A 16,586-nucleotide genomic window follows, 5' to 3' on the forward strand; every position below is an offset into this window, starting at 1 on the left:
AGTGAGACGTTAGCTTTCCCTGGAACACCCCTCATCCGTCGCCTTCGGCGACACCTTCTCCCACAAGGGGAGAAGGGGAAACCCTGCCCTCTGGCAACCTCCCCGCTCTTCGGCTAGCCTCCGCGAATTCCTTGGCGGAGGATGAACCTTTTTGGACCGATCAGCGACAGAGCAGGCAGGAGCCAGGCGGCTCGACCGGCCATGACGGCGGCGACGGAAACCGATCGCGCGCTTGTCGACCGGGTCGCGAAGGGTGACCGGGCCGCCGTTCGGCTCCTGTTCATGCGCCACCACGCGCGGGTCTACCGCTTCGTGGTGCGCCAGACGGGATCGGAAATGATGGCTGACGATATCGCGAACGAGGTGTTTCTCGAACTGTGGCGCCAGGCGCCCGGCTTCGAAGGGCGCTCCGAAGTCTCGACATGGCTGCTCGGCATCGCCCGCTTCAAGGCGCTGTCGCTGCTGCGCAAGAAGAAGGAAGACTGGATCGACGACGAGGCCGCCGCCGCGGTGCCCGACAGCGCCGATACGCCCGAGGTCGTCACCATGAAGGAGGACAAGGCCGCCGCCTTGCGCCGGCTGATCGACGCCTTGCCCGAGGAGCACCGCACGGTGATCGACCTTGCCTACTACCAGGGACAATCGGTGACCGAGATCGGCGAGGTGCTCGACATACCGGTCGCCACGGTGAAGACAAGAATGTTCTACGCCCGCAAGAAACTCGGCGAGGCCCTCAAGGCCGCCGGTTACGACAGGGGGTGGCCATGAGCGCCGCTGAAAAGATGTCGCGCCGCGACGAAATGGAAACGCTGCTGCCGTTCTACCTGAACGGCTCGCTCGAAGGGTCGGAGCTGGAAGCCGTCGAGGAATGGCTGGCGAGCGATCCAGCGGCCCTTGCAGCGCTTGGCGAGGCGGAAGCCGAGTTCTCGGGCACGTCGGCCGCCAATGAGGCGATCCGCCCGCCGGCCGATGCGCTGAGCCGTTTCGCCAAGGCGCTCGACGCCGAGGCCGGACCCGTCCGCAAGCCGGCTGCTTCCTCCTGGCTGGCGCAGGCCTGGGGCCGCTTCATGGCGGTGCCGGCCGGCGTCGCCTGGGCGGCGGCGGCGGTCCTGCTGGCTCTGATCATGGTGCAGTCGCTGGTGCAGCCGGGCGGCAAGGGCAAGGATTTCGAGATCGCCGGCGCCGAGGACGATCTGGCGAAGATGCCCTTCGCGCTGGTCAAGTTCAAACCGGACGCGAAGATGTCCGACATTTCCGCCTTCCTCGGCGGCAACGGGCTGAAGATCATCGGCGGACCGACCGCCGACGGCGTGTTCCGGCTCGGCGTTCCCGCCGCCAACGCGGCCGACTATGCCAGGCAACTCGGCCTTATTGCCGCCCAGCCTTTCAGCGAGACTGTGATCGAGGGAAGGAAACCGGCTGATGGCGGCTGAGGCGGTCATTCGATTTGCGGCAGTCCTTGCGGCGGCGATGACAATCGCCGCCGTGCCCGCGTCGGCGCAAACCAATGATTCCAATGCTGACCGAACCAACATCGACTGCCGCAACCCGGTCAACGCCAAGGCGCCCGACTGCGCCAAGGACAATGGCGGCGGCAAAGGTACCGGTTCGGGCGCAGCGCAGCCCGGCGCCGTCTTTCTTCCGGCCCTGATCGTCGACCTGTTTCCCAACCCGGCTGAAAGTCCGGTTCCCGTGCCGACACCCGCTCCACGCCAGGATACGGGCGGCGGCACGTCGCCGGCGGCGCCCGCGCAGCCGGGAACCTCGGCCGGCGGCCCGATTGTGTCGCCGAGCGATCTCATCGCCGTTCAGCCGCCGCGCGCGGTCAGCGGCGAATTCGTGCCCGACGAGGTGCTGGTGACGGTCGATGGCGACGCCGGCGCGGTACAGCAGATCGCCGCCTCCTTCGGGCTGGAAGTGCGCTCGCAGCGTCAATCGCGGCTGCTCGGCACCACGCTGGTGCGCTTCGGCATCCCCGACGGCCGCCCTGTCGGCGTCGTGCTGGCGCAGCTTGCCGCGGACGGCCGTACCCAGAGGCGCGAGCCCAACCACATCTACTCGCTGCAGCAGGCCGCCGGCATCGTCAACTATGCCTTCGACCGCATCGTGCTCGATCCCAAGCAGGCGAGCGGCGAGAACGTGCGCGTCGCCGTCATCGACACCGGCATCGACGACAGCAATCCGGCACTGGCCGGCGTCATCGCCGAACAATTCGACGCCATGCCGGACGTGCCGGTCGAAAAGCGCGACCACGGCACCTCAGTCGACGGGCTGATCGCCGGCGTCGGCGCGCTGGAGGGCATGGCGCCGGGCGCCAGAATCTACCATGCCCGCGCCTTCGAGGGCGGCAAGTCGACCATGGACGTCATCCTCTCGGCGCTGGACTGGGCGGCAAGCCAGGATGTGCGCATCATCAATATGAGCTTTGTCGGACCGAAAAACGACCTGCTCGGGGTCGCCTGCCGCAATGCTCGCGCGCTCGGCATCGTGCTGGTCGCGGCCGCCGGCAACAACGGCCCGAAGGCGCCCTATGGCTACCCCGCCGCTTTCGACGGCGTCATCGCGGTGACCGCCACAGACGCCAAGGATCAGTTGATGCCGCAGGCCAATCGCGGCCCCTATGTCTTCATCTCGGCTCCGGGCGTGGAGATGGTGGCGCCGAGCGGCGCCGGCTCGGATGTGGTGACCGGCACTTCTTTCGCGGCGGCGATCGTCAGCGGCGCCATCGCCAACCTCATCCACGCCGCGCCCGACCGGTCGGCCGATGACATCGAGAAGGCGCTGGCGGCGACCGCCAGGGATCTTGGCGGACACGGCCGCGACAGCGATTTCGGCTATGGGCTGCTTGACGTCAAGGCGGCGGAAGCAGTGAAGGATTAGGCTGGTACTCTCAGGTTTCGCCGGGAAGGACCATCGCGGATCGGCGGGATCGACCGGCAACCTGGAACAGCGCATATCCGAGACAGATCCCGACGGCAGCCAACCCTATCGTCGTCAGCCATTGCATCAGGGTGGCGCTCTGATCGTGGCCGATAACGCGGTAGAGGCGATTGATTTCCAACATCTCGGCCTGGGACAGGCGCTTCTTGGGCAGCGTTCGGTCGGCGTAGAAATATTTGGTCATCGAATTGAACTCGAGGTCGCTTCCGACGAACATTTCGGAGGGGTTCAGGTCGGATGAGACATAGCCCTGATAAGGCAGTTCCTGCGAGGTTCGGATATCGACATTGTCGAAGTCGGGCTTCGTCGCGCCGGGGTGAAACCATCCGGGCGAAAACAAATCCACCGGCCCGGAGCGGGGCAGATGCCTTACGGGCTGGTTGACGATATCGACCACCCGCTGTTCTGTCCGCGCGGCTTCGGCATTCAACTGTTCGACACCGGCAACGGTCCAGAAGATGGCGGCGGCAACGCTCAGCAAGAGGCACGTCAGGCCGACTAGAACAGGCGTAGCATGACCGGTGGCACGCGCCGGTTTCGCGGTGCGCTCAGTCTGCACAGCCGGGGCGCGAAGCTCGCGCCCGCGCCGGCCAAAGGCACCGCTGGGCTGATTGACGTTCATCCGCCCATGCTGGAATAAGCGAGCTAACGTTGCGTTAACACTTTCCCGGCCTTCGCAAACGGGCTTCGTTCACATGCTTTAGATGAGCGCTACAGCCACCAATCCCCCGATCGGCCAGACTTCGCCCGCGCGCCGTCAGGTTCGGCGGAATGCAGCCTCCGCGCATAAAGTCCAGGCTCTCAAGTTGAAAGACCACGATCCCAGCTTTCTCCGCCCGGCTTCAATTGAGCCACGATCCATCCCTTGGTTGAGCGTTGCTACTGTCCGCCGCCGGCTCCCAGATTCGGGCGCAGTTGCTTGACGATCGTGTCGAGATTATCCGGCGTCACCTGCCAGCGCAGCGGATCGTCGTACTCGAAATCGGCATTGACCCGCAACGTCTGCCGGTTGAACTGGAAGAGCATCTTGATCAGCCCCTTGTCGCCAGGCTTTCGCAACCATTCGCGGTAGGCATTGACCTCGCGCTCTATGCCGTCTTCGAGAAAGGTGGCGGCGTGGGCTTCGCCGCGAGCGTCGTAGGCGTAGCCGTAGCTCTGGTTGACATCACCGTCCGCATCGAAGGCGAAGATCGCGGAGACTTCGACCCAATCGACGCCGGCGAGTTCTCCGCTGTCGGCGATCGCACGGGCGATGGCTCCCATCATCTGCATGTTGTGGGAGACCGGTTGCGCCGCAGCCGGCGCGACCAGCCCGACCACGGCGAGGCCCGTCATCAGAAGTCTCGACAACATGCCCCGTCCTGCGTCCGCCATGTCTAGTCCCCAGAAAATCCTCGCAAGCGAGTTAGAGCGTCGGCCCGGACAGGCAATCCCGAAACCGAACCAGAGTCACAAACCGGGCGGTCCCTGGGGGAAACCGGCCGCGCCAGATCGATGGCCTAAGCCGGCGCTCCCGCGACCGATCCCCTGATCACCAGGTCGACCGGCCAGACTTCACCACGCGCGCCCTCTTCCAGCCCCGATATGCGCGCCGCCAGCCGCTCGGCGACGCGCGCGCCGGCAAGCCGGATCGAGGAACGCGTCGTCGACAGCGGCACGGAAAAATTCTCGGGCTTCAGCCAGGGAAAGACGTCGTCATGGGCGATCAGCGAGACATCGCCTGGAATGCTGAGGCCGAGATCGCGCACCGCGCGCACCACGCCCAGCGCCATGATCAGGCTGGAGCAGGCGATGGCGGTCGGCGCGTCACTCGCTTCCAGCAGACGCCTGGCGGCGCGATAGCCGTTCTCCTCGGTCATGACGAGGGAGCAGACGTGGCGCTCGCCCAAGGTCAGTCCGCTCGCCGCGAGCGCCCGGCGCACGCCGCGCTCGCGATGGATGGCAAAGGTCTCGCGATCGTCGCCATTGATCAGCGCCAGCCGCCGGTGGCCAAGCTGGACCAGCAGCCGCGCCGCCTCGTGGAACGCACCCTCATTGTCGATATCGAGATAGGGGTACTCGAAATCGAAGCCCTCGCTGCGGCCATGGACAATGAAGGGAATGCCGAGCGTGCTGACCAGCGCCACACGGCTATCGGCCGGCCGGGGCGACGAAATATAGACGGCATCGACCTGCCGGTTGGCGACGATGCGCCGGTAGGTGGTTTCCTGGTCGTCGGCGTCGGCCGGCGACAGCACGAGATCCAGATCATGCGAACGGGCATAGTCGCCAAGGCCGGAGAGGAACTCGACGAAATGCGGGTCGATGTCGACGGCATTGCCGGTCGGCAGCACATAGCCGATCATGCCTGATTTGCCGGTCGCCAGCCGGCGCGCGCTCGGGTTGGGGCGATAGCCGTGGCGCTTGGCGGCGTCCATGACACGCCGGCGCGTTTCCTCATTGACTTCGGGATAGCCGTTCAGCGCCCGGCTTACCGTGGTCTGCGAAAGCGCCAGCATATGCGCGAGCTGCTTGAGGTTCACGAGAGGCCTCCCTGCCTCAAAGCGCTTTTAAATTGAATCGACCCAAGTATTGCAAGGGCCGCGCCTGCCAGATGATGACCATAGGCGTGCCGCTTGTGAATTTGAAACAAAAATTGCCGTCGGAGCCTCAAAAAAGCGTGTTGCGGCGCACTATGGAGGATCGCTCCGCTCGAAATTAAATCGATTAGCTTGTCGACCCCTCTTGACTCCCGGGCGATTCAATGGCGTGATCCATGAAGCCAAAGCGCTTTGGAAGACTCTTCGAAAGGTTGCGGTTGCCTTGCGAGTGAGTCACTGTCCTGCGGCGTCGGCGGGCGGAATGGAGGTTCCGTCCGGTGCATGTGACCCACTGGGAGGGAATACCGATGAAGAAAATGCTTTTACTGGGTGTCGCGTTTGCCGCGCTCGCCCTTAGCGCGCCCGCGCAGGCCGAACTGAAGTTCAAGCCCGGCGAGGATCCTAAGTTTCACTGGGCGAATTTCGAGGACCTGAAGAAGGTCGACCTCAAGGGCGAGACGCTGTCGATCTTCGGACCGTGGCGCGGCGAGGACGAGACGCTGGTGCGCTCGGTACTCGACTATTTCCAGGAAGCCACCGGCGCCGAGGTCAAATATTCCTCGTCCGAGAATTACGAGCAGCAGATCGTCATCGACACCCAGGCCGGCAGCCCGCCCAACATCGCCGTCCTGCCGCAGCCGGGCCTGATCCAGGATCTGGCCTCCAAGGGCGTACTGACGCCGCTGGGCGACGACGTCGCGGCCTGGATCAAGGAAAACTACGCCGCCGGCGATTCCTGGGCCAAGCTCGGCACCTATACGGGCAAGGACGGCAAATCCGCCTTCTATGCCTTCCCCTACAAGATCGATGTGAAGGGCCTGGTCTGGTACTCGCCCGACAATTTCGAGGAAGCCGGCTACAAGGTTCCGAAGACCCAGGAAGAGCTTGCCGATCTCGAGAAGAAGATCATCGCCGACGGCGGCAAGCCGTGGTGCATCGGCCTGGGTTCGGGCGGCGCCACCGGCTGGCCGGCGACCGACTGGGTCGAGGACATCATGCTGCGCACGCAGCCGCCGGAGGTCTACGACAAGTGGGTGAAGAACGAGATCCCCTTCACCGACCCGGCGGTGGTCAACGCCATCGACATCTTTGGCAAGATCGCCACCGACGACAAGATGGTGGACGGCGGCGCCAAGGCGGTCGCGGCGACCGACTTCCGCGACAGCCCGAAGGGCCTCTTCACCGTGCCGCCGAAATGCTACATGCACCATCAGGCGTCGTTCATCCCTTCCTTCTTCCCGGAAACCGTGAAGCTCGGCCAGGATGCGGACTTCTTCCCCTTCCCGCCCTACGCCTCCAAGCCGGAGCTGGGCACGCCGCTGGAAGTGGCCGGAACCCTGGTGATGATCACCAAGGATTCCAAGGCGTCCCGCGAGTTCATCAAGTTCCTGCAGATGCCATTGGCTCATGAATTGTGGATGGCGCAGAAGAGCTTCGTCACCCCGTTCAAGTCGGCCAACAAGGACGCCTATGGCAGTGACGCGCTGAAGAAGCAGGGCGAGATCCTGGTCGGCGCGACGACGGTGCGCTTCGACGGCTCGGACCTGATGCCCGGCAAGGTCGGCGCTGGCTCGTTCTGGACCGGTATGATCGACCTGGTCGGCGGCAAGTCGGCACAGGACGTCGCCGCCGACATCCAGAAGAGCTGGGATGCTATCAAGTAGGCCGCGACAGGACGCGCTTTGTCTTTGAGTAATTCCGGCCGGGGACCATGACACATTTTCCCGGAATTGCTTTCGATCTTCCTGATCCTCCCAAGGGATCCGGGCTACGGCCCGGATCCGACCGGCGCTCGCGCCGGAAGCCTTCGCGTTCCGAATTGTTTTGAACAACTCGCAAGTCGGCGCATCCGACGCCAGCACCGTCTGGCCAGTCATGCGCAGGGAGAGGAACCCATGGCGGCTCAGATTTTCTCGGCCATATTTGTCATCATCATCGGCGTCGGCGGCTGTGTCGCCTATTTCTGGGGCGCCAACAAACTGCTCGATCTGATCTTCCCCTCGCGCGGGGTCTCCGGCACTGCAGCCGTCAACAATCTGCGCCGGCAGGGACTGGTGCGGCCCTGGCTGTTTGTCGGGCCGGCGATGATCATCCTGACCATCTACCTGATCTACCCGGTGATCGCGACGCTGTGGCTGTCCTTCTTCGACCGCGGCGGCACCGGCTTCGTCGGCGTCGCCAACTACGAGTGGGCCTTGCGTGACCCGGATCTGCGAAACGCGATCCTGAACAACCTGTTGTGGCTGGCGGTGGTGCCGGCGGCCTGCACCTTCCTTGGCCTGATCATCGCCGTCCTGACCGACAAGATCTGGTGGGGCACGATCGCCAAGAGCCTGATCTTCCTGCCGCTGGCGATCTCCTTCGTCGGCGCCAGCGTGATCTGGAAATTCATCTACGAGTATCGCGGCGAGGGCCAGGTCCAGATCGGCCTGCTCAACGCCATCATCCAGCATTTCGGCGGCCAGCCGCAGGTCTGGATATCGCTGCCGTTCTGGAACAATTTCTTCCTGATGATCATCCTGATCTGGATCCAGACCGGCTTTGCCATGGTCATCCTGTCGTCGGCCCTGCGCGGTATCCCTGAGGAAACGCTGGAAGCGGCCGTCATCGACGGCGCCAACCCGTTCCAGATCTTCTGGAAGATCATGGTGCCGCAGATCTGGGGAACGATCGCCGTCGTGTGGACCACCATCACCATCCTGGTGCTGAAAGTGTTCGACATCGTGCTGACCATGACCAACGGTCAATGGAACAGCCAGGTGCTGGCCAATCTGATGTTCGACTGGATGTTCCGCGGCGGCGGTGACTTCGGCCGAGGCGCGACCATCGCCATCATCATCATGATCGCGGTCATCCCGATCATGGTCTGGAACATCCGCCAGGCGAACAAAGAGACGGGAGGACACTGATATGGCCGTCGCGACCGGAAACTCCTTCGCCAGCCGCTTCGGCGTCCATATCGCGGTGCTGATCTTCGTTGCGATCTGGACCATCCCGACACTCGGCATCCTGGTCTCCTCGCTGCGCGACAAGGACCAGATCATCGCCTCGGGCTGGTGGAATTCCTTCGCCAGTTCGAGCCAGACCGAAGCCGGGCGGCTGCCGCCCGCTTCAGCGCAAACGCAAAAGGACGGCAAATACGTCATCGAGGGCAGCGTCTTCGGCGACGGCGCCAAGCGCGCGATCAGCGCCTTCGGCGTCAAGGCCGCCACACCGACGCAGTATCCCGCCGGTACCTCCGCCGACCTCGGCGACGGCGTGACCCTGCAGGTCAATGCCGACGGCAGCTTCGTCCTTGCCTCGCCAAAGGCGTTCGAAGGCGATCGCGGCCAGCGTGTCTACTACGCCTCGTCCGCGCCGCCGAAATTCACCACCGACAATTACCAGACCGTGCTGTTTTCCGAAGGCATCGGCCGCTCGTTCATGAATTCGCTGACGGTGACCATCCCGGCGACGGTGATCCCGATCCTGATCGCTGCCTTCGCCGCCTATGCTCTGGCCTGGATGCGCTTTCCCGGCCGGGCCCTGCTGATCGCGGTCATCATCGGCCTGCTGGTGGTGCCGCTGCAGATGTCGCTCATTCCGCTGCTCAAGCTCTACAACGGTGTCGGCACATTCTTCGGCGTGCCGTCGAAGACCTATCTCGGCATCTGGCTGGCGCATACCGGCTTCGGCCTGCCCTTCGCCATCTACCTCCTGCGCAGCTACATTGCCGGCCTGCCGCGCGAGATCATGGAATCAGCGCGCATCGACGGCGCCAGCGATTTCGAGATCTTCGTCAAGATCGTGCTGCCGCTGTCCTTCCCGGTGCTTGCCTCCTTCGCCATCTTCCAGTTCCTGTGGGTGTGGAACGATCTTCTGGTGGCGATGGTTTTCCTTGGCACGGCGCCCGATCAGATCGTACTGACGGCCAAGCTCAACGCGCTGCTTGGGTCGCGCGGCGGCAACTGGGAAATCCTGACGACATCGGCCTTCATCACCATCATCGTGCCGCTGATCGTCTTCTTCTCGCTGCAGCGCTATTTCGTACGCGGGCTGCTCGCCGGCTCGGTGAAAGGAGGCTGAGACAATGCAATCCGCTTTGAAGACAGGTTCGAAACCCGACCTCGCCGCCGAGCGCGACTGGTGGCGGGGTGCGGTGATCTACCAGATCTATCCGCGCAGCTACCAGGATTCGAACGGTGACGGCATCGGCGACCTCAAGGGCATCATCCAGCGGCTGCCCTACATTGCCGCGCTCGGCGCCGACGCGATCTGGATATCGCCCTTCTTCAAATCGCCGATGAAGGATTTCGGCTATGACGTCTCGGACTATTGCGACGTCGATCCGATGTTCGGCACGCTGGCGGATTTCGACGCGCTGGTGGCCGAGGCGCACCGGCTTGGGCTCAAGGTGATGATCGACGAGGTGCTGTCGCACACCGCCGACATCCACCCCTGGTTCAAGGAAAGCCGTTCCAGCCGCAAGAACCCGAAGGCCGACTGGTATGTCTGGGCCGACGCCAGGCCCGACGGCACGCCGCCCAACAACTGGCTGTCGATCTTCGGCGGCTCGGCCTGGCAGTGGGACACCAGCCGCCAGCAATATTACCTGCACAATTTCCTCGCCGAGCAGCCGGACCTCAATTTCCACAATGCGGAAGTCCAGGACGCGCTGCTCGACATCACGCGTTTCTGGCTGGAGCGCGGCGTCGACGGCTTTCGCCTCGATACGATCAATTTCTACTTCCACAGCCAGGGGCTGGAAAACAATCCGCCGCTGCCACCGGAAGAACGCAACGACCAGACCGCGCCGGCGGTCAACCCTTACAACTACCAGGACCACATCTACGACAAGAGCCGGCCGGAGAATCTTGCCTTCCTCGAGCGCTTCCGGGCGCTGCTCGACGAGTATCCGGCGACCGCAGCGGTCGGCGAGGTCGGCGACTCACAGCGCGGCCTCGAAGTGGTCGCCGCCTATACAGCCGGCGGCAAGCGCGTGCACATGTGCTATTCCTTCGACTTCCTGGCGCCGGAAAAGATCAGTGCCGGCAAGGTCCGTTCGGTGCTGGAAGCTTTCGGCAGAGTCGCCAGCGACGGCTGGTCGTGCTGGGCGTTTTCCAACCATGACGTGATGCGCCCGGCCTCGCGCTGGGCCGCCGACGAGGCCGATCCGACCGCCTATCTCAAGGTCATTTCGGCGCTGCTCATGTCGCTGCGCGGCTCGGTCTGCATCTATCAGGGCGAGGAACTCGGGCTCGGCGAGGCCGATCTGCGCTTCGAGGACCTGCAAGACCCCTACGGCATCCGCTTCTGGCCCGAATTCAAGGGGCGGGACGGCTGCCGCACGCCCATGGTGTGGGACGGCAAGGCCAGCAATGGCGGTTTCTCCCAGGCGAAACCCTGGCTGCCAGTGCCGGCAAAACACCTGGCGCAGGCGGTCAATGTGCAACAGGGCGACCAGGCCTCGCTGCTGGAGCACTATCGGCGCTTCCTCACCTTCCGCCGCGCCCATCCTGCGCTGGCCAAGGGCGACATCAGCTTCATCGAGAGCGAGGGCGACACCGTCGCCTTCACGCGGCGGGCGGGCAATGAGCAGATCGTCTGCGTCTTCAATCTGGGCGCCGGCCCGGCCAAGGTTGACCTTGGCGACCGATCCCTGCAACCTTTGCCGGGACACGGGTTTTCCGGGCGGGCGAGCAGCGGCTCGATCGAGCTCGGCGGCTACGGCGCCTGGTTCGGGCGCATCGACTGAATTTTAGAGAAACTGGGAGGAAACCAATGGCCGATGTCAATCTGAGACAGGTGAAGAAGTCCTACGGCAATCTCAACATTCTCCACGGCATCGACCTCGACATCAAATCGGGCGAGTTCATCGTCTTCGTCGGTCCGTCGGGCTGCGGCAAGTCGACCTTGCTGCGCTCGATCGCCGGGCTCGAGGAAATCACGTCGGGCGAACTCAAGATCGACGGCGAGGTGGTCAATGACGTGCCGCCTTCGAAGCGCGGCATCGCCATGGTCTTCCAGTCCTATGCGCTCTATCCGCACATGACCGTCTACGACAACATGGCTTTCTCCATGAAGATCGGCAAGGAGAACAAGGCCGAGATCGACCGGCGCGTGCGCCAGGCGGCTGAAATCCTGCAGTTGACCAAATATCTCGACCGCCTGCCCAAGGCGATGTCGGGCGGCCAGCGCCAGCGCGTCGCCATCGGCCGCGCCATCGTGCGCAATCCCAAAGTGTTCCTGTTCGACGAGCCGCTATCGAACCTGGATGCGGCGCTGCGCGTCGCCACCCGCATCGAGATCGCCAAGCTGAAGGAATCGATGCCCAACACGACGATGATCTATGTCACGCACGACCAGGTCGAGGCGATGACGCTGGCGGACCGCATCGTGGTGCTGAAGGAAGGCCATATCGAGCAGGTCGGCACGCCGATGGAGCTCTATAAGAAGCCCGGTAATCTGTTCGTCGCCCAGTTCATCGGTTCGCCGGCCATGAACATTCTGCCGGCGACGATCGACAAGACGGGCAATCCGACCGTCATCAGTCATGTCGGCGGCCGCAAGGCGACTGTGCCGATCGCAACACCGGCGTCGGCGAAGGGCGCCGCGATAAGCTTCGGCGTGCGGCCGGAAGATCTTTCGATCGCCAGCGGCGCGGATTATCTGTTCGAAGGAACGGTCGACTATGTCGAGCAGCTCGGCGAGGTTCAGCTCGTCTATGTCGATATCGGCCGGGCCGACCTGCCGCTGGTGACCAAGCTGCCGGGCAATGTCGAGGTCAAGCGCGGCTCGACGCTGCGGTTGACCGCCGATGCCGGCGATTTGCATATCTTCGACGCGGACGGACGCTCCTTCGCCCTGCATGAGGCCGAAGCCAAGGCGGCCTGAGACAGTCTGTTACGACAACGCAAAAAAGCGGCGGGCACAGGCCCGCCGCTTTTTCTTGGATTGGCTCCGGCTGTTAGCGGCCGAAGAGGTTCCGGTCGCTGCCCTGCTGGGGGGCCGACTTCTGCGCATCGCCCGACGAGTTGAGCATCTTGTAGACGGGCGAGTCGCTGTTGCGGATCGCACCGGTACGCGTATTGTCCACGCCGGTCGTCGAGACAGCCGGCTGGTTGGCGCCATTGGAGCCAAAGTTGTCACTGCCGGCGAAAGCGCTGCCCGAAACGGCCAGAACGGCGGCGGCAGCAAGGATGATCTTCTTCATTTCAAGTCTCCTGAATTCTTAAAGTTGACCAGCGGGCGGGGCAGAGCCCGCCACCCGCCGGGGATCGGCCGTTAGCGGCCGAAGAGGTTGCGGTCGGCGCCCTGGACGGGCTTCTGCGCAGCCGGTACCGACTTATCGATCGAACCGGTATGCGAGTTGTCGGTCGAGGTAACCGCAGGCTGGTTGGCGGCGTTCGAACCGAAATTGTCGCTGCCGGCGAAAGCGCTGCCGGAAATGGCCAGAACGGCGGCGGCAGCAATGAGGATCTTGTTCATTTCAAATACTCCTGAATTCTAAGGCCCACTGGCGCGGCAGGCTCACCCGCCGCGCAGCAGGGGCGGCTGTTAGTTGTTGCCGTAGAGGTTATGGTCGGCGCCCTGGACGGGCTTCTGCTCAGCCGGTTCCGACTTCTTGACCGAAGCGGTGTACGTGCTGTCGACAGTTGCCGCGGGGGTCGCGGCGTTCGAACCAAAGTGGTCGCTACCAGCAAAGGCGCTGCCGGAAATGGCCAGAAGGGCGGCGGCAGTGAGAACAATCTTTTTCATTTTGGGTACTCCAGTATTTTTCCTGTCCGTCTAGCGGCGTGTCTTGGGATTGAAATCGCGTCGTTCGGACAGCCCCGATGTGGTAAGGTGCCCAGGCCATTTCCAATCACGAAGTTTTTCCGTGTGGACCATGAAAGCGCTACTTGAAATTGTACCAGACGTTTCCGGACACGAGTTTTTTCCGAAATGAATCAGATAGTTATGTGAATCCGGCGATTTGATCACCAACTGTATCAAGGGCCCGGCGTTCACACCGTCCTGTACGCACCGTCAACAGAAACGAACCGTTCGGTTCGATTTTAGAATCTGCTAATAGTCACTTTTCGAAACCGTTAACCCTTTTTGCCCCGGCTAAAGGTCCAAAACAGTATCCGGGACGGCCGGCGGCGATCATTGCGATACGTGCCCGTAGCGTAAACCGTCCGTGTCGCGCCACATGGATGCGATGTCGCTTTCATGCCGATGTCGCAAACGCTGTCGTGATTAGATCATGCCATCTCAGGTGCCGCTTCGTGACGACGGGGCGGAGAATTGGGAAGCCGGTCAGATTCCGGCGCTGCCCCCGCAACGGTGGTGGAGTTCAAGTCGCGACGGGAGACCACTGGGCATCAGCCTGGGAAGGTGTCGCGATGGTCCGCAAGGACAACTCCAGAGCCCGGAAACCAGCCCGAGATGCTTGAACTCGACTGATCGCGGTGGGCGGTCAAGAGGCGGATGGTGTCTGACCGGTTCATGCCGGCATGCACCCGGTCCCTCCTCAATCACCACCAGTTCAGTCCTTGACGAATGAGGACAGGACATGGATGCGCGCAACGACATGCTGAGGCTCTTGAACAGCCGCAAGCAAGGCTTTTCGCTGGAACAGCCCTTCTACACCGACCCCGACTACTTCAAGCTGGACATGGAGCTGATCTGGTATCGCGACTGGCTGTTCATCGGCCATGACTGCGAATTGCCGAAGCCGGGAAGCTTCATCACCGTGCAGATCGGCGACTATCCGGTCGTGCTGGTGCGCGATCAGCAAGGCAAGATCAATGCCTTCCATAATTCCTGCCGCCATCGCGGGAGCCGCGTCTGCAACACCGACAAGGGCACCGCCGCCAAACTGGTCTGCCCTTACCACCAGTGGACGTATGAGCTGGACGGCCGACTGCTGTTCGCCCGCCAGATGGCGGATGGTTTCGACAAGAGCCAGTTCGGGCTGAAGCCAGTCGCCTGCGAAAGCGTCGCCGGCTATGTCTTCATATGCCTGGCGAAGGAGCCCGACGACTTCGCCCCGATGCGGGCAATGATCGAGCCCTATCTCAAGCCGCACCGCCTTACCGAAGCCAAGGTCGCCTTCGAGAGCACCATCATCGAGAAGGGCAACTGGAAGCTGGTCTGGGAAAACAACCGCGAGTGCTATCATTGCGCCGGCAATCACCCGGAACTCTGCAAGACCTTCCCGGAAGCCCCGACCGTGACCGGCGTGCAGGGCGCCGACAGCGACCCCGAAATGCTGGCCCACTGGGCCAAGTGCGAGGCCGCCGGCCTGCCGAGCAAATTCCGCATCGATCCGGCCGGACAGTACCGCGCCACCCGGGCGCCGCTGCTGCGCGATGCCGTCAGCTACACGATGACCGGCAAGAGGGCGGTCAAGAAGAACCTGTCAGACACGGTCTCCGCCGACCGCATCGGCACCTTGATGCACTATCACTACCCGACGACGTGGAACCACATTCTCATCGACCACGCGGTGACCTTCCGCGTGCTGCCGGTCAGCGCCACGGAGACCGCGGTGACGACCAAATGGCTGGTGCACAAGGACGCCGTGGAAGGCGTCGACTATGACCTCGCCGAGCTCACCCATGTCTGGACCGAGACCAACGACCAGGACCGCCGCATCGTCGAAGAAAACGCCTTCGGCATCCTGTCCCCGGCCTATGAACCCGGCCCGTACTCGGAATTGCACGAGGGCGGCGTCATCCAGTTCGTCGACTGGTACGCCCGCTTCATCGGTCCGCGTCTGGCCGAAGGTGGCCGGCCAGCGCTGCGCAGCGTCGCCTGAGATCATGTCGCCCAAAAGTGTTTAGCGGTTTTGGGGTCACGACATGAGCAGAGAAAAAGGACTTGAGGGATGAATGCGATGACTGATCTTGGCCTCTATCGCCACCTCGACCAGATGGCGCCCTGGAACGACCGGCTGCAGGTGCTGGAGGTGACCGGCGTCAGCGACGAGGCGCCCGACGTGAAGACCTTCACCTTCCGCTCCGACAACCAGACCTGGTTCCGCTACAAGCCAGGCCAGTTCGTCACGCTGGAACTGCCGACGTCGGATGGTCCGCTCATGCGCACCTATACGCTCTCGTCCTCGCCGTCGCGGCCATTCTCGATCGCCGTGACGGTCAAGGCGCAGGCCGGCAGCATCGGCACGCGCTGGATGTTCGATCATCTGAAGGTCGGCTCGCACGTGAAGGCTTATGGGCCGACGGGCGACTTTTCGCTGCACAGCCATCCGGCGGCGAAATATCTCTTCATTTCGGCCGGCTCCGGCGTCACGCCCATGATGTCGATGCTGCGCTGGCTGAACGACTGCGCGCCATGGACCGATGTCGGCTTCGTCAACTGCGCGCGGCGCCCGGAAGAGATCATCTTCCGCAAGGAGCTCGAACTGCTCGGCGGCCATATGCCGGGCCTGACGCTCGGCTTCATGATCGAGGAGCGCTCCAGCCGCGAGGGCTGGTACGGCCATATGGGCCGCATCGACGCGATCCGCCTGCCGCTGCTGGCCCCCGATTTCCGCGACCGTGAAATCTTCTGCTGCGGCCCGGATCCGTTCATGCGTGCCGTGCGCGGCATGCTCGAAGCTGCCGGCTTCGACATGGCCCGCTACCATCAGGAAAGCTTTGCCGCGCCCGTGATGGAGGAAATACCGGCGCCGTTCGCGACACCGGCCGAAGGCGGTAACGCCGTGCCCGTCGAGGCCGTGACCCCGATCCGTTTCTCGCTTTCGGATGTCGAGGCCGGATGCATCGCCGGCCAGACCGTGCTGCAGACGGCGCGTGCCTCGGGCGTGCGGATACCGGCGGCCTGCGAGTTCGGCCTGTGCGGCACCTGCAAGGTGCGGGACTGGGTTTTCTAGGCCCGGACCAGCTTGCCTGGCTGAAGCAGGATCTTGCGGGGCTTTCCGCCAGCACGCCGATCGTGGTGTTCGCGCACATGCCGATGTGGTCGCTCTATCCCGCGTGGGGCTGGGGCACCCAGGACAGCGCGCAGGCCTTGTCGCTGCTCAAGCGCTTCGGTTCGGTGACGGTGCTGAAGCCGTTCGAGAACGGCAAGGACGGAAAGCCC

Annotated in this window: 16 protein-coding genes, 1 pseudogene and 1 riboswitch; of the genes and pseudogenes, 11 read left to right on the plus strand and 6 right to left on the minus strand. The window is 63.4% G+C overall.

Annotated features, from left to right (window positions below; all coding sequences use genetic code 11):
* The first annotated feature begins 201 nt into the window (after positions 1–201).
* Genes J0I79_RS30030 through J0I79_RS30040 form a run of 3 tightly spaced genes read left to right on the plus strand, consistent with a single transcriptional unit; the run spans position 202 to position 2,880 of the window.
* A complete protein-coding gene (locus J0I79_RS30030) occupies positions 202–768 on the plus strand; it encodes a sigma-70 family RNA polymerase sigma factor (RefSeq protein WP_292868057.1) in 567 nt (188 codons plus the stop codon).
* Positions 765–1,433 carry an anti-sigma factor gene (locus tag J0I79_RS30035; protein ID WP_292868060.1) on the plus strand — a complete coding sequence of 223 codons (669 nt, stop codon included), beginning with the start codon at positions 765–767 and terminating at the stop codon, positions 1,431–1,433. The genes J0I79_RS30030 and J0I79_RS30035 overlap by 4 nt, the downstream gene beginning before the upstream one ends.
* Entirely contained in the window at positions 1,423–2,880 is a 1,458-nt protein-coding gene (locus J0I79_RS30040) for a S8 family serine peptidase (protein WP_292868063.1), read from the plus strand. The genes J0I79_RS30035 and J0I79_RS30040 overlap by 11 nt, the downstream gene beginning before the upstream one ends.
* A gap of 10 nt (positions 2,881–2,890) precedes the next feature.
* Here J0I79_RS30040 and J0I79_RS30045 read toward each other — a convergent pair whose 3' ends face one another.
* The 3 genes from J0I79_RS30045 to J0I79_RS30055 form a co-directional block, all read right to left on the minus strand.
* The gene (locus J0I79_RS30045) at positions 2,891–3,562 is read right to left on the minus strand and encodes a hypothetical protein (RefSeq protein ID WP_292868066.1); all 672 of its coding nucleotides are present in this window, start codon (positions 3,560–3,562) and stop codon (positions 2,891–2,893) included.
* 257 nt (positions 3,563–3,819) lie between these two features.
* The gene (locus tag J0I79_RS30050; protein WP_292868069.1) at positions 3,820–4,293 is read right to left on the minus strand and encodes a hypothetical protein; all 474 of its coding nucleotides are present in this window, start codon (positions 4,291–4,293) and stop codon (positions 3,820–3,822) included.
* Between the two features lie 146 nt (positions 4,294–4,439).
* Positions 4,440–5,462, minus strand: a complete 1,023-nt coding sequence (locus J0I79_RS30055; protein WP_292868072.1) for a substrate-binding domain-containing protein — start codon at positions 5,460–5,462, stop codon at positions 4,440–4,442.
* A 365-nt stretch (positions 5,463–5,827) separates the two neighbouring features.
* Between J0I79_RS30055 and J0I79_RS30060 the strand changes: the two genes are divergently transcribed.
* From J0I79_RS30060 to ugpC, 5 genes are all read left to right on the plus strand, one after another.
* A complete protein-coding gene (locus J0I79_RS30060) occupies positions 5,828–7,183 on the plus strand; it encodes an ABC transporter substrate-binding protein (RefSeq protein WP_292868075.1) in 1,356 nt (451 codons plus the stop codon).
* Between the two features lie 231 nt (positions 7,184–7,414).
* Positions 7,415–8,428: a sugar ABC transporter permease gene (locus J0I79_RS30065; RefSeq protein ID WP_292868078.1), complete on the plus strand. Its 1,014-nt coding sequence runs from the start codon at positions 7,415–7,417 to the stop codon at positions 8,426–8,428.
* Between the two features lies 1 nt (position 8,429).
* The gene (locus tag J0I79_RS30070) at positions 8,430–9,584 is read left to right on the plus strand and encodes a carbohydrate ABC transporter permease (RefSeq protein WP_292868081.1); all 1,155 of its coding nucleotides are present in this window, start codon (positions 8,430–8,432) and stop codon (positions 9,582–9,584) included.
* Between the two features lie 4 nt (positions 9,585–9,588).
* Positions 9,589–11,253, plus strand: a complete 1,665-nt coding sequence (locus J0I79_RS30075; protein ID WP_292868084.1) for an alpha-glucosidase — start codon at positions 9,589–9,591, stop codon at positions 11,251–11,253.
* 26 nt (positions 11,254–11,279) lie between these two features.
* Positions 11,280–12,392, plus strand: a complete 1,113-nt coding sequence (ugpC, locus tag J0I79_RS30080; protein ID WP_292868087.1) for a sn-glycerol-3-phosphate ABC transporter ATP-binding protein UgpC — start codon at positions 11,280–11,282, stop codon at positions 12,390–12,392.
* Positions 12,393–12,465: 73 nt separating this feature from the next.
* On the opposite strand, the gene J0I79_RS30085 is transcribed toward ugpC, so the two are convergent.
* From J0I79_RS30085 to J0I79_RS30095, 3 genes are all read right to left on the minus strand, one after another.
* The gene (locus J0I79_RS30085) at positions 12,466–12,711 is read right to left on the minus strand and encodes a DUF680 domain-containing protein (protein ID WP_292868090.1); all 246 of its coding nucleotides are present in this window, start codon (positions 12,709–12,711) and stop codon (positions 12,466–12,468) included.
* Positions 12,712–12,782: 71 nt separating this feature from the next.
* The gene (locus tag J0I79_RS30090) at positions 12,783–12,986 is read right to left on the minus strand and encodes a DUF680 domain-containing protein (protein WP_292868093.1); all 204 of its coding nucleotides are present in this window, start codon (positions 12,984–12,986) and stop codon (positions 12,783–12,785) included.
* 69 nt (positions 12,987–13,055) lie between these two features.
* Entirely contained in the window at positions 13,056–13,256 is a 201-nt protein-coding gene (locus tag J0I79_RS30095; protein ID WP_292868096.1) for a DUF680 domain-containing protein, read from the minus strand.
* Between the two features lie 483 nt (positions 13,257–13,739).
* Positions 13,740–13,942, plus strand: a riboswitch (cobalamin riboswitch).
* Positions 13,943–14,055: 113 nt separating this feature from the next.
* Between J0I79_RS30095 and J0I79_RS30100 the strand changes: the two genes are divergently transcribed.
* The 3 genes and pseudogenes from J0I79_RS30100 to J0I79_RS30110 all read left to right on the plus strand — a co-directional run.
* Entirely contained in the window at positions 14,056–15,303 is a 1,248-nt protein-coding gene (locus tag J0I79_RS30100; protein ID WP_292868099.1) for an aromatic ring-hydroxylating dioxygenase subunit alpha, read from the plus strand.
* Positions 15,304–15,381: 78 nt separating this feature from the next.
* Complete coding sequence (locus J0I79_RS30105) at positions 15,382–16,377, plus strand: hybrid-cluster NAD(P)-dependent oxidoreductase (protein WP_292868102.1); 996 nt, start codon at positions 15,382–15,384, stop codon at positions 16,375–16,377.
* Positions 16,350–16,586, plus strand: a pseudogene (locus J0I79_RS30110) (metallophosphoesterase); the annotation flags it as partial. The gene J0I79_RS30105 and the pseudogene J0I79_RS30110, both read left to right, overlap by 28 nt.

The sequence above is a fragment of the Mesorhizobium sp. genome, from assembly GCF_017306585.1.
Lineage (GTDB): Bacteria > Pseudomonadota > Alphaproteobacteria > Rhizobiales > Rhizobiaceae > Mesorhizobium.

What these genes read in the sequence shown, in the direction of transcription:
- J0I79_RS30030 (WP_292868057.1), top strand. Translation starts at nt 202, where the DNA reads ATGACGGCGGCGACGGAAACCGATCGCGCGCTTGTCGACCGGGTCGCG.
- J0I79_RS30035 (WP_292868060.1), top strand. Translation starts at nt 765, where the DNA reads ATGAGCGCCGCTGAAAAGATGTCGCGCCGCGACGAAATGGAAACGCTG.
- J0I79_RS30040 (WP_292868063.1), top strand. Translation starts at nt 1,423, where the DNA reads ATGGCGGCTGAGGCGGTCATTCGATTTGCGGCAGTCCTTGCGGCGGCG.
- J0I79_RS30045 (WP_292868066.1), bottom strand. Translation starts at nt 3,562, where the DNA reads ATGAACGTCAATCAGCCCAGCGGTGCCTTTGGCCGGCGCGGGCGCGAG.
- J0I79_RS30050 (WP_292868069.1), bottom strand. Translation starts at nt 4,293, where the DNA reads ATGTTGTCGAGACTTCTGATGACGGGCCTCGCCGTGGTCGGGCTGGTC.
- J0I79_RS30060 (WP_292868075.1), top strand. Translation starts at nt 5,828, where the DNA reads ATGAAGAAAATGCTTTTACTGGGTGTCGCGTTTGCCGCGCTCGCCCTT.
- J0I79_RS30065 (WP_292868078.1), top strand. Translation starts at nt 7,415, where the DNA reads ATGGCGGCTCAGATTTTCTCGGCCATATTTGTCATCATCATCGGCGTC.
- J0I79_RS30070 (WP_292868081.1), top strand. Translation starts at nt 8,430, where the DNA reads ATGGCCGTCGCGACCGGAAACTCCTTCGCCAGCCGCTTCGGCGTCCAT.
- J0I79_RS30075 (WP_292868084.1), top strand. Translation starts at nt 9,589, where the DNA reads ATGCAATCCGCTTTGAAGACAGGTTCGAAACCCGACCTCGCCGCCGAG.
- ugpC (WP_292868087.1), top strand. Translation starts at nt 11,280, where the DNA reads ATGGCCGATGTCAATCTGAGACAGGTGAAGAAGTCCTACGGCAATCTC.
- J0I79_RS30085 (WP_292868090.1), bottom strand. Translation starts at nt 12,711, where the DNA reads ATGAAGAAGATCATCCTTGCTGCCGCCGCCGTTCTGGCCGTTTCGGGC.
- J0I79_RS30090 (WP_292868093.1), bottom strand. Translation starts at nt 12,986, where the DNA reads ATGAACAAGATCCTCATTGCTGCCGCCGCCGTTCTGGCCATTTCCGGC.
- J0I79_RS30095 (WP_292868096.1), bottom strand. Translation starts at nt 13,256, where the DNA reads ATGAAAAAGATTGTTCTCACTGCCGCCGCCCTTCTGGCCATTTCCGGC.
- J0I79_RS30100 (WP_292868099.1), top strand. Translation starts at nt 14,056, where the DNA reads ATGGATGCGCGCAACGACATGCTGAGGCTCTTGAACAGCCGCAAGCAA.
- J0I79_RS30105 (WP_292868102.1), top strand. Translation starts at nt 15,382, where the DNA reads ATGACTGATCTTGGCCTCTATCGCCACCTCGACCAGATGGCGCCCTGG.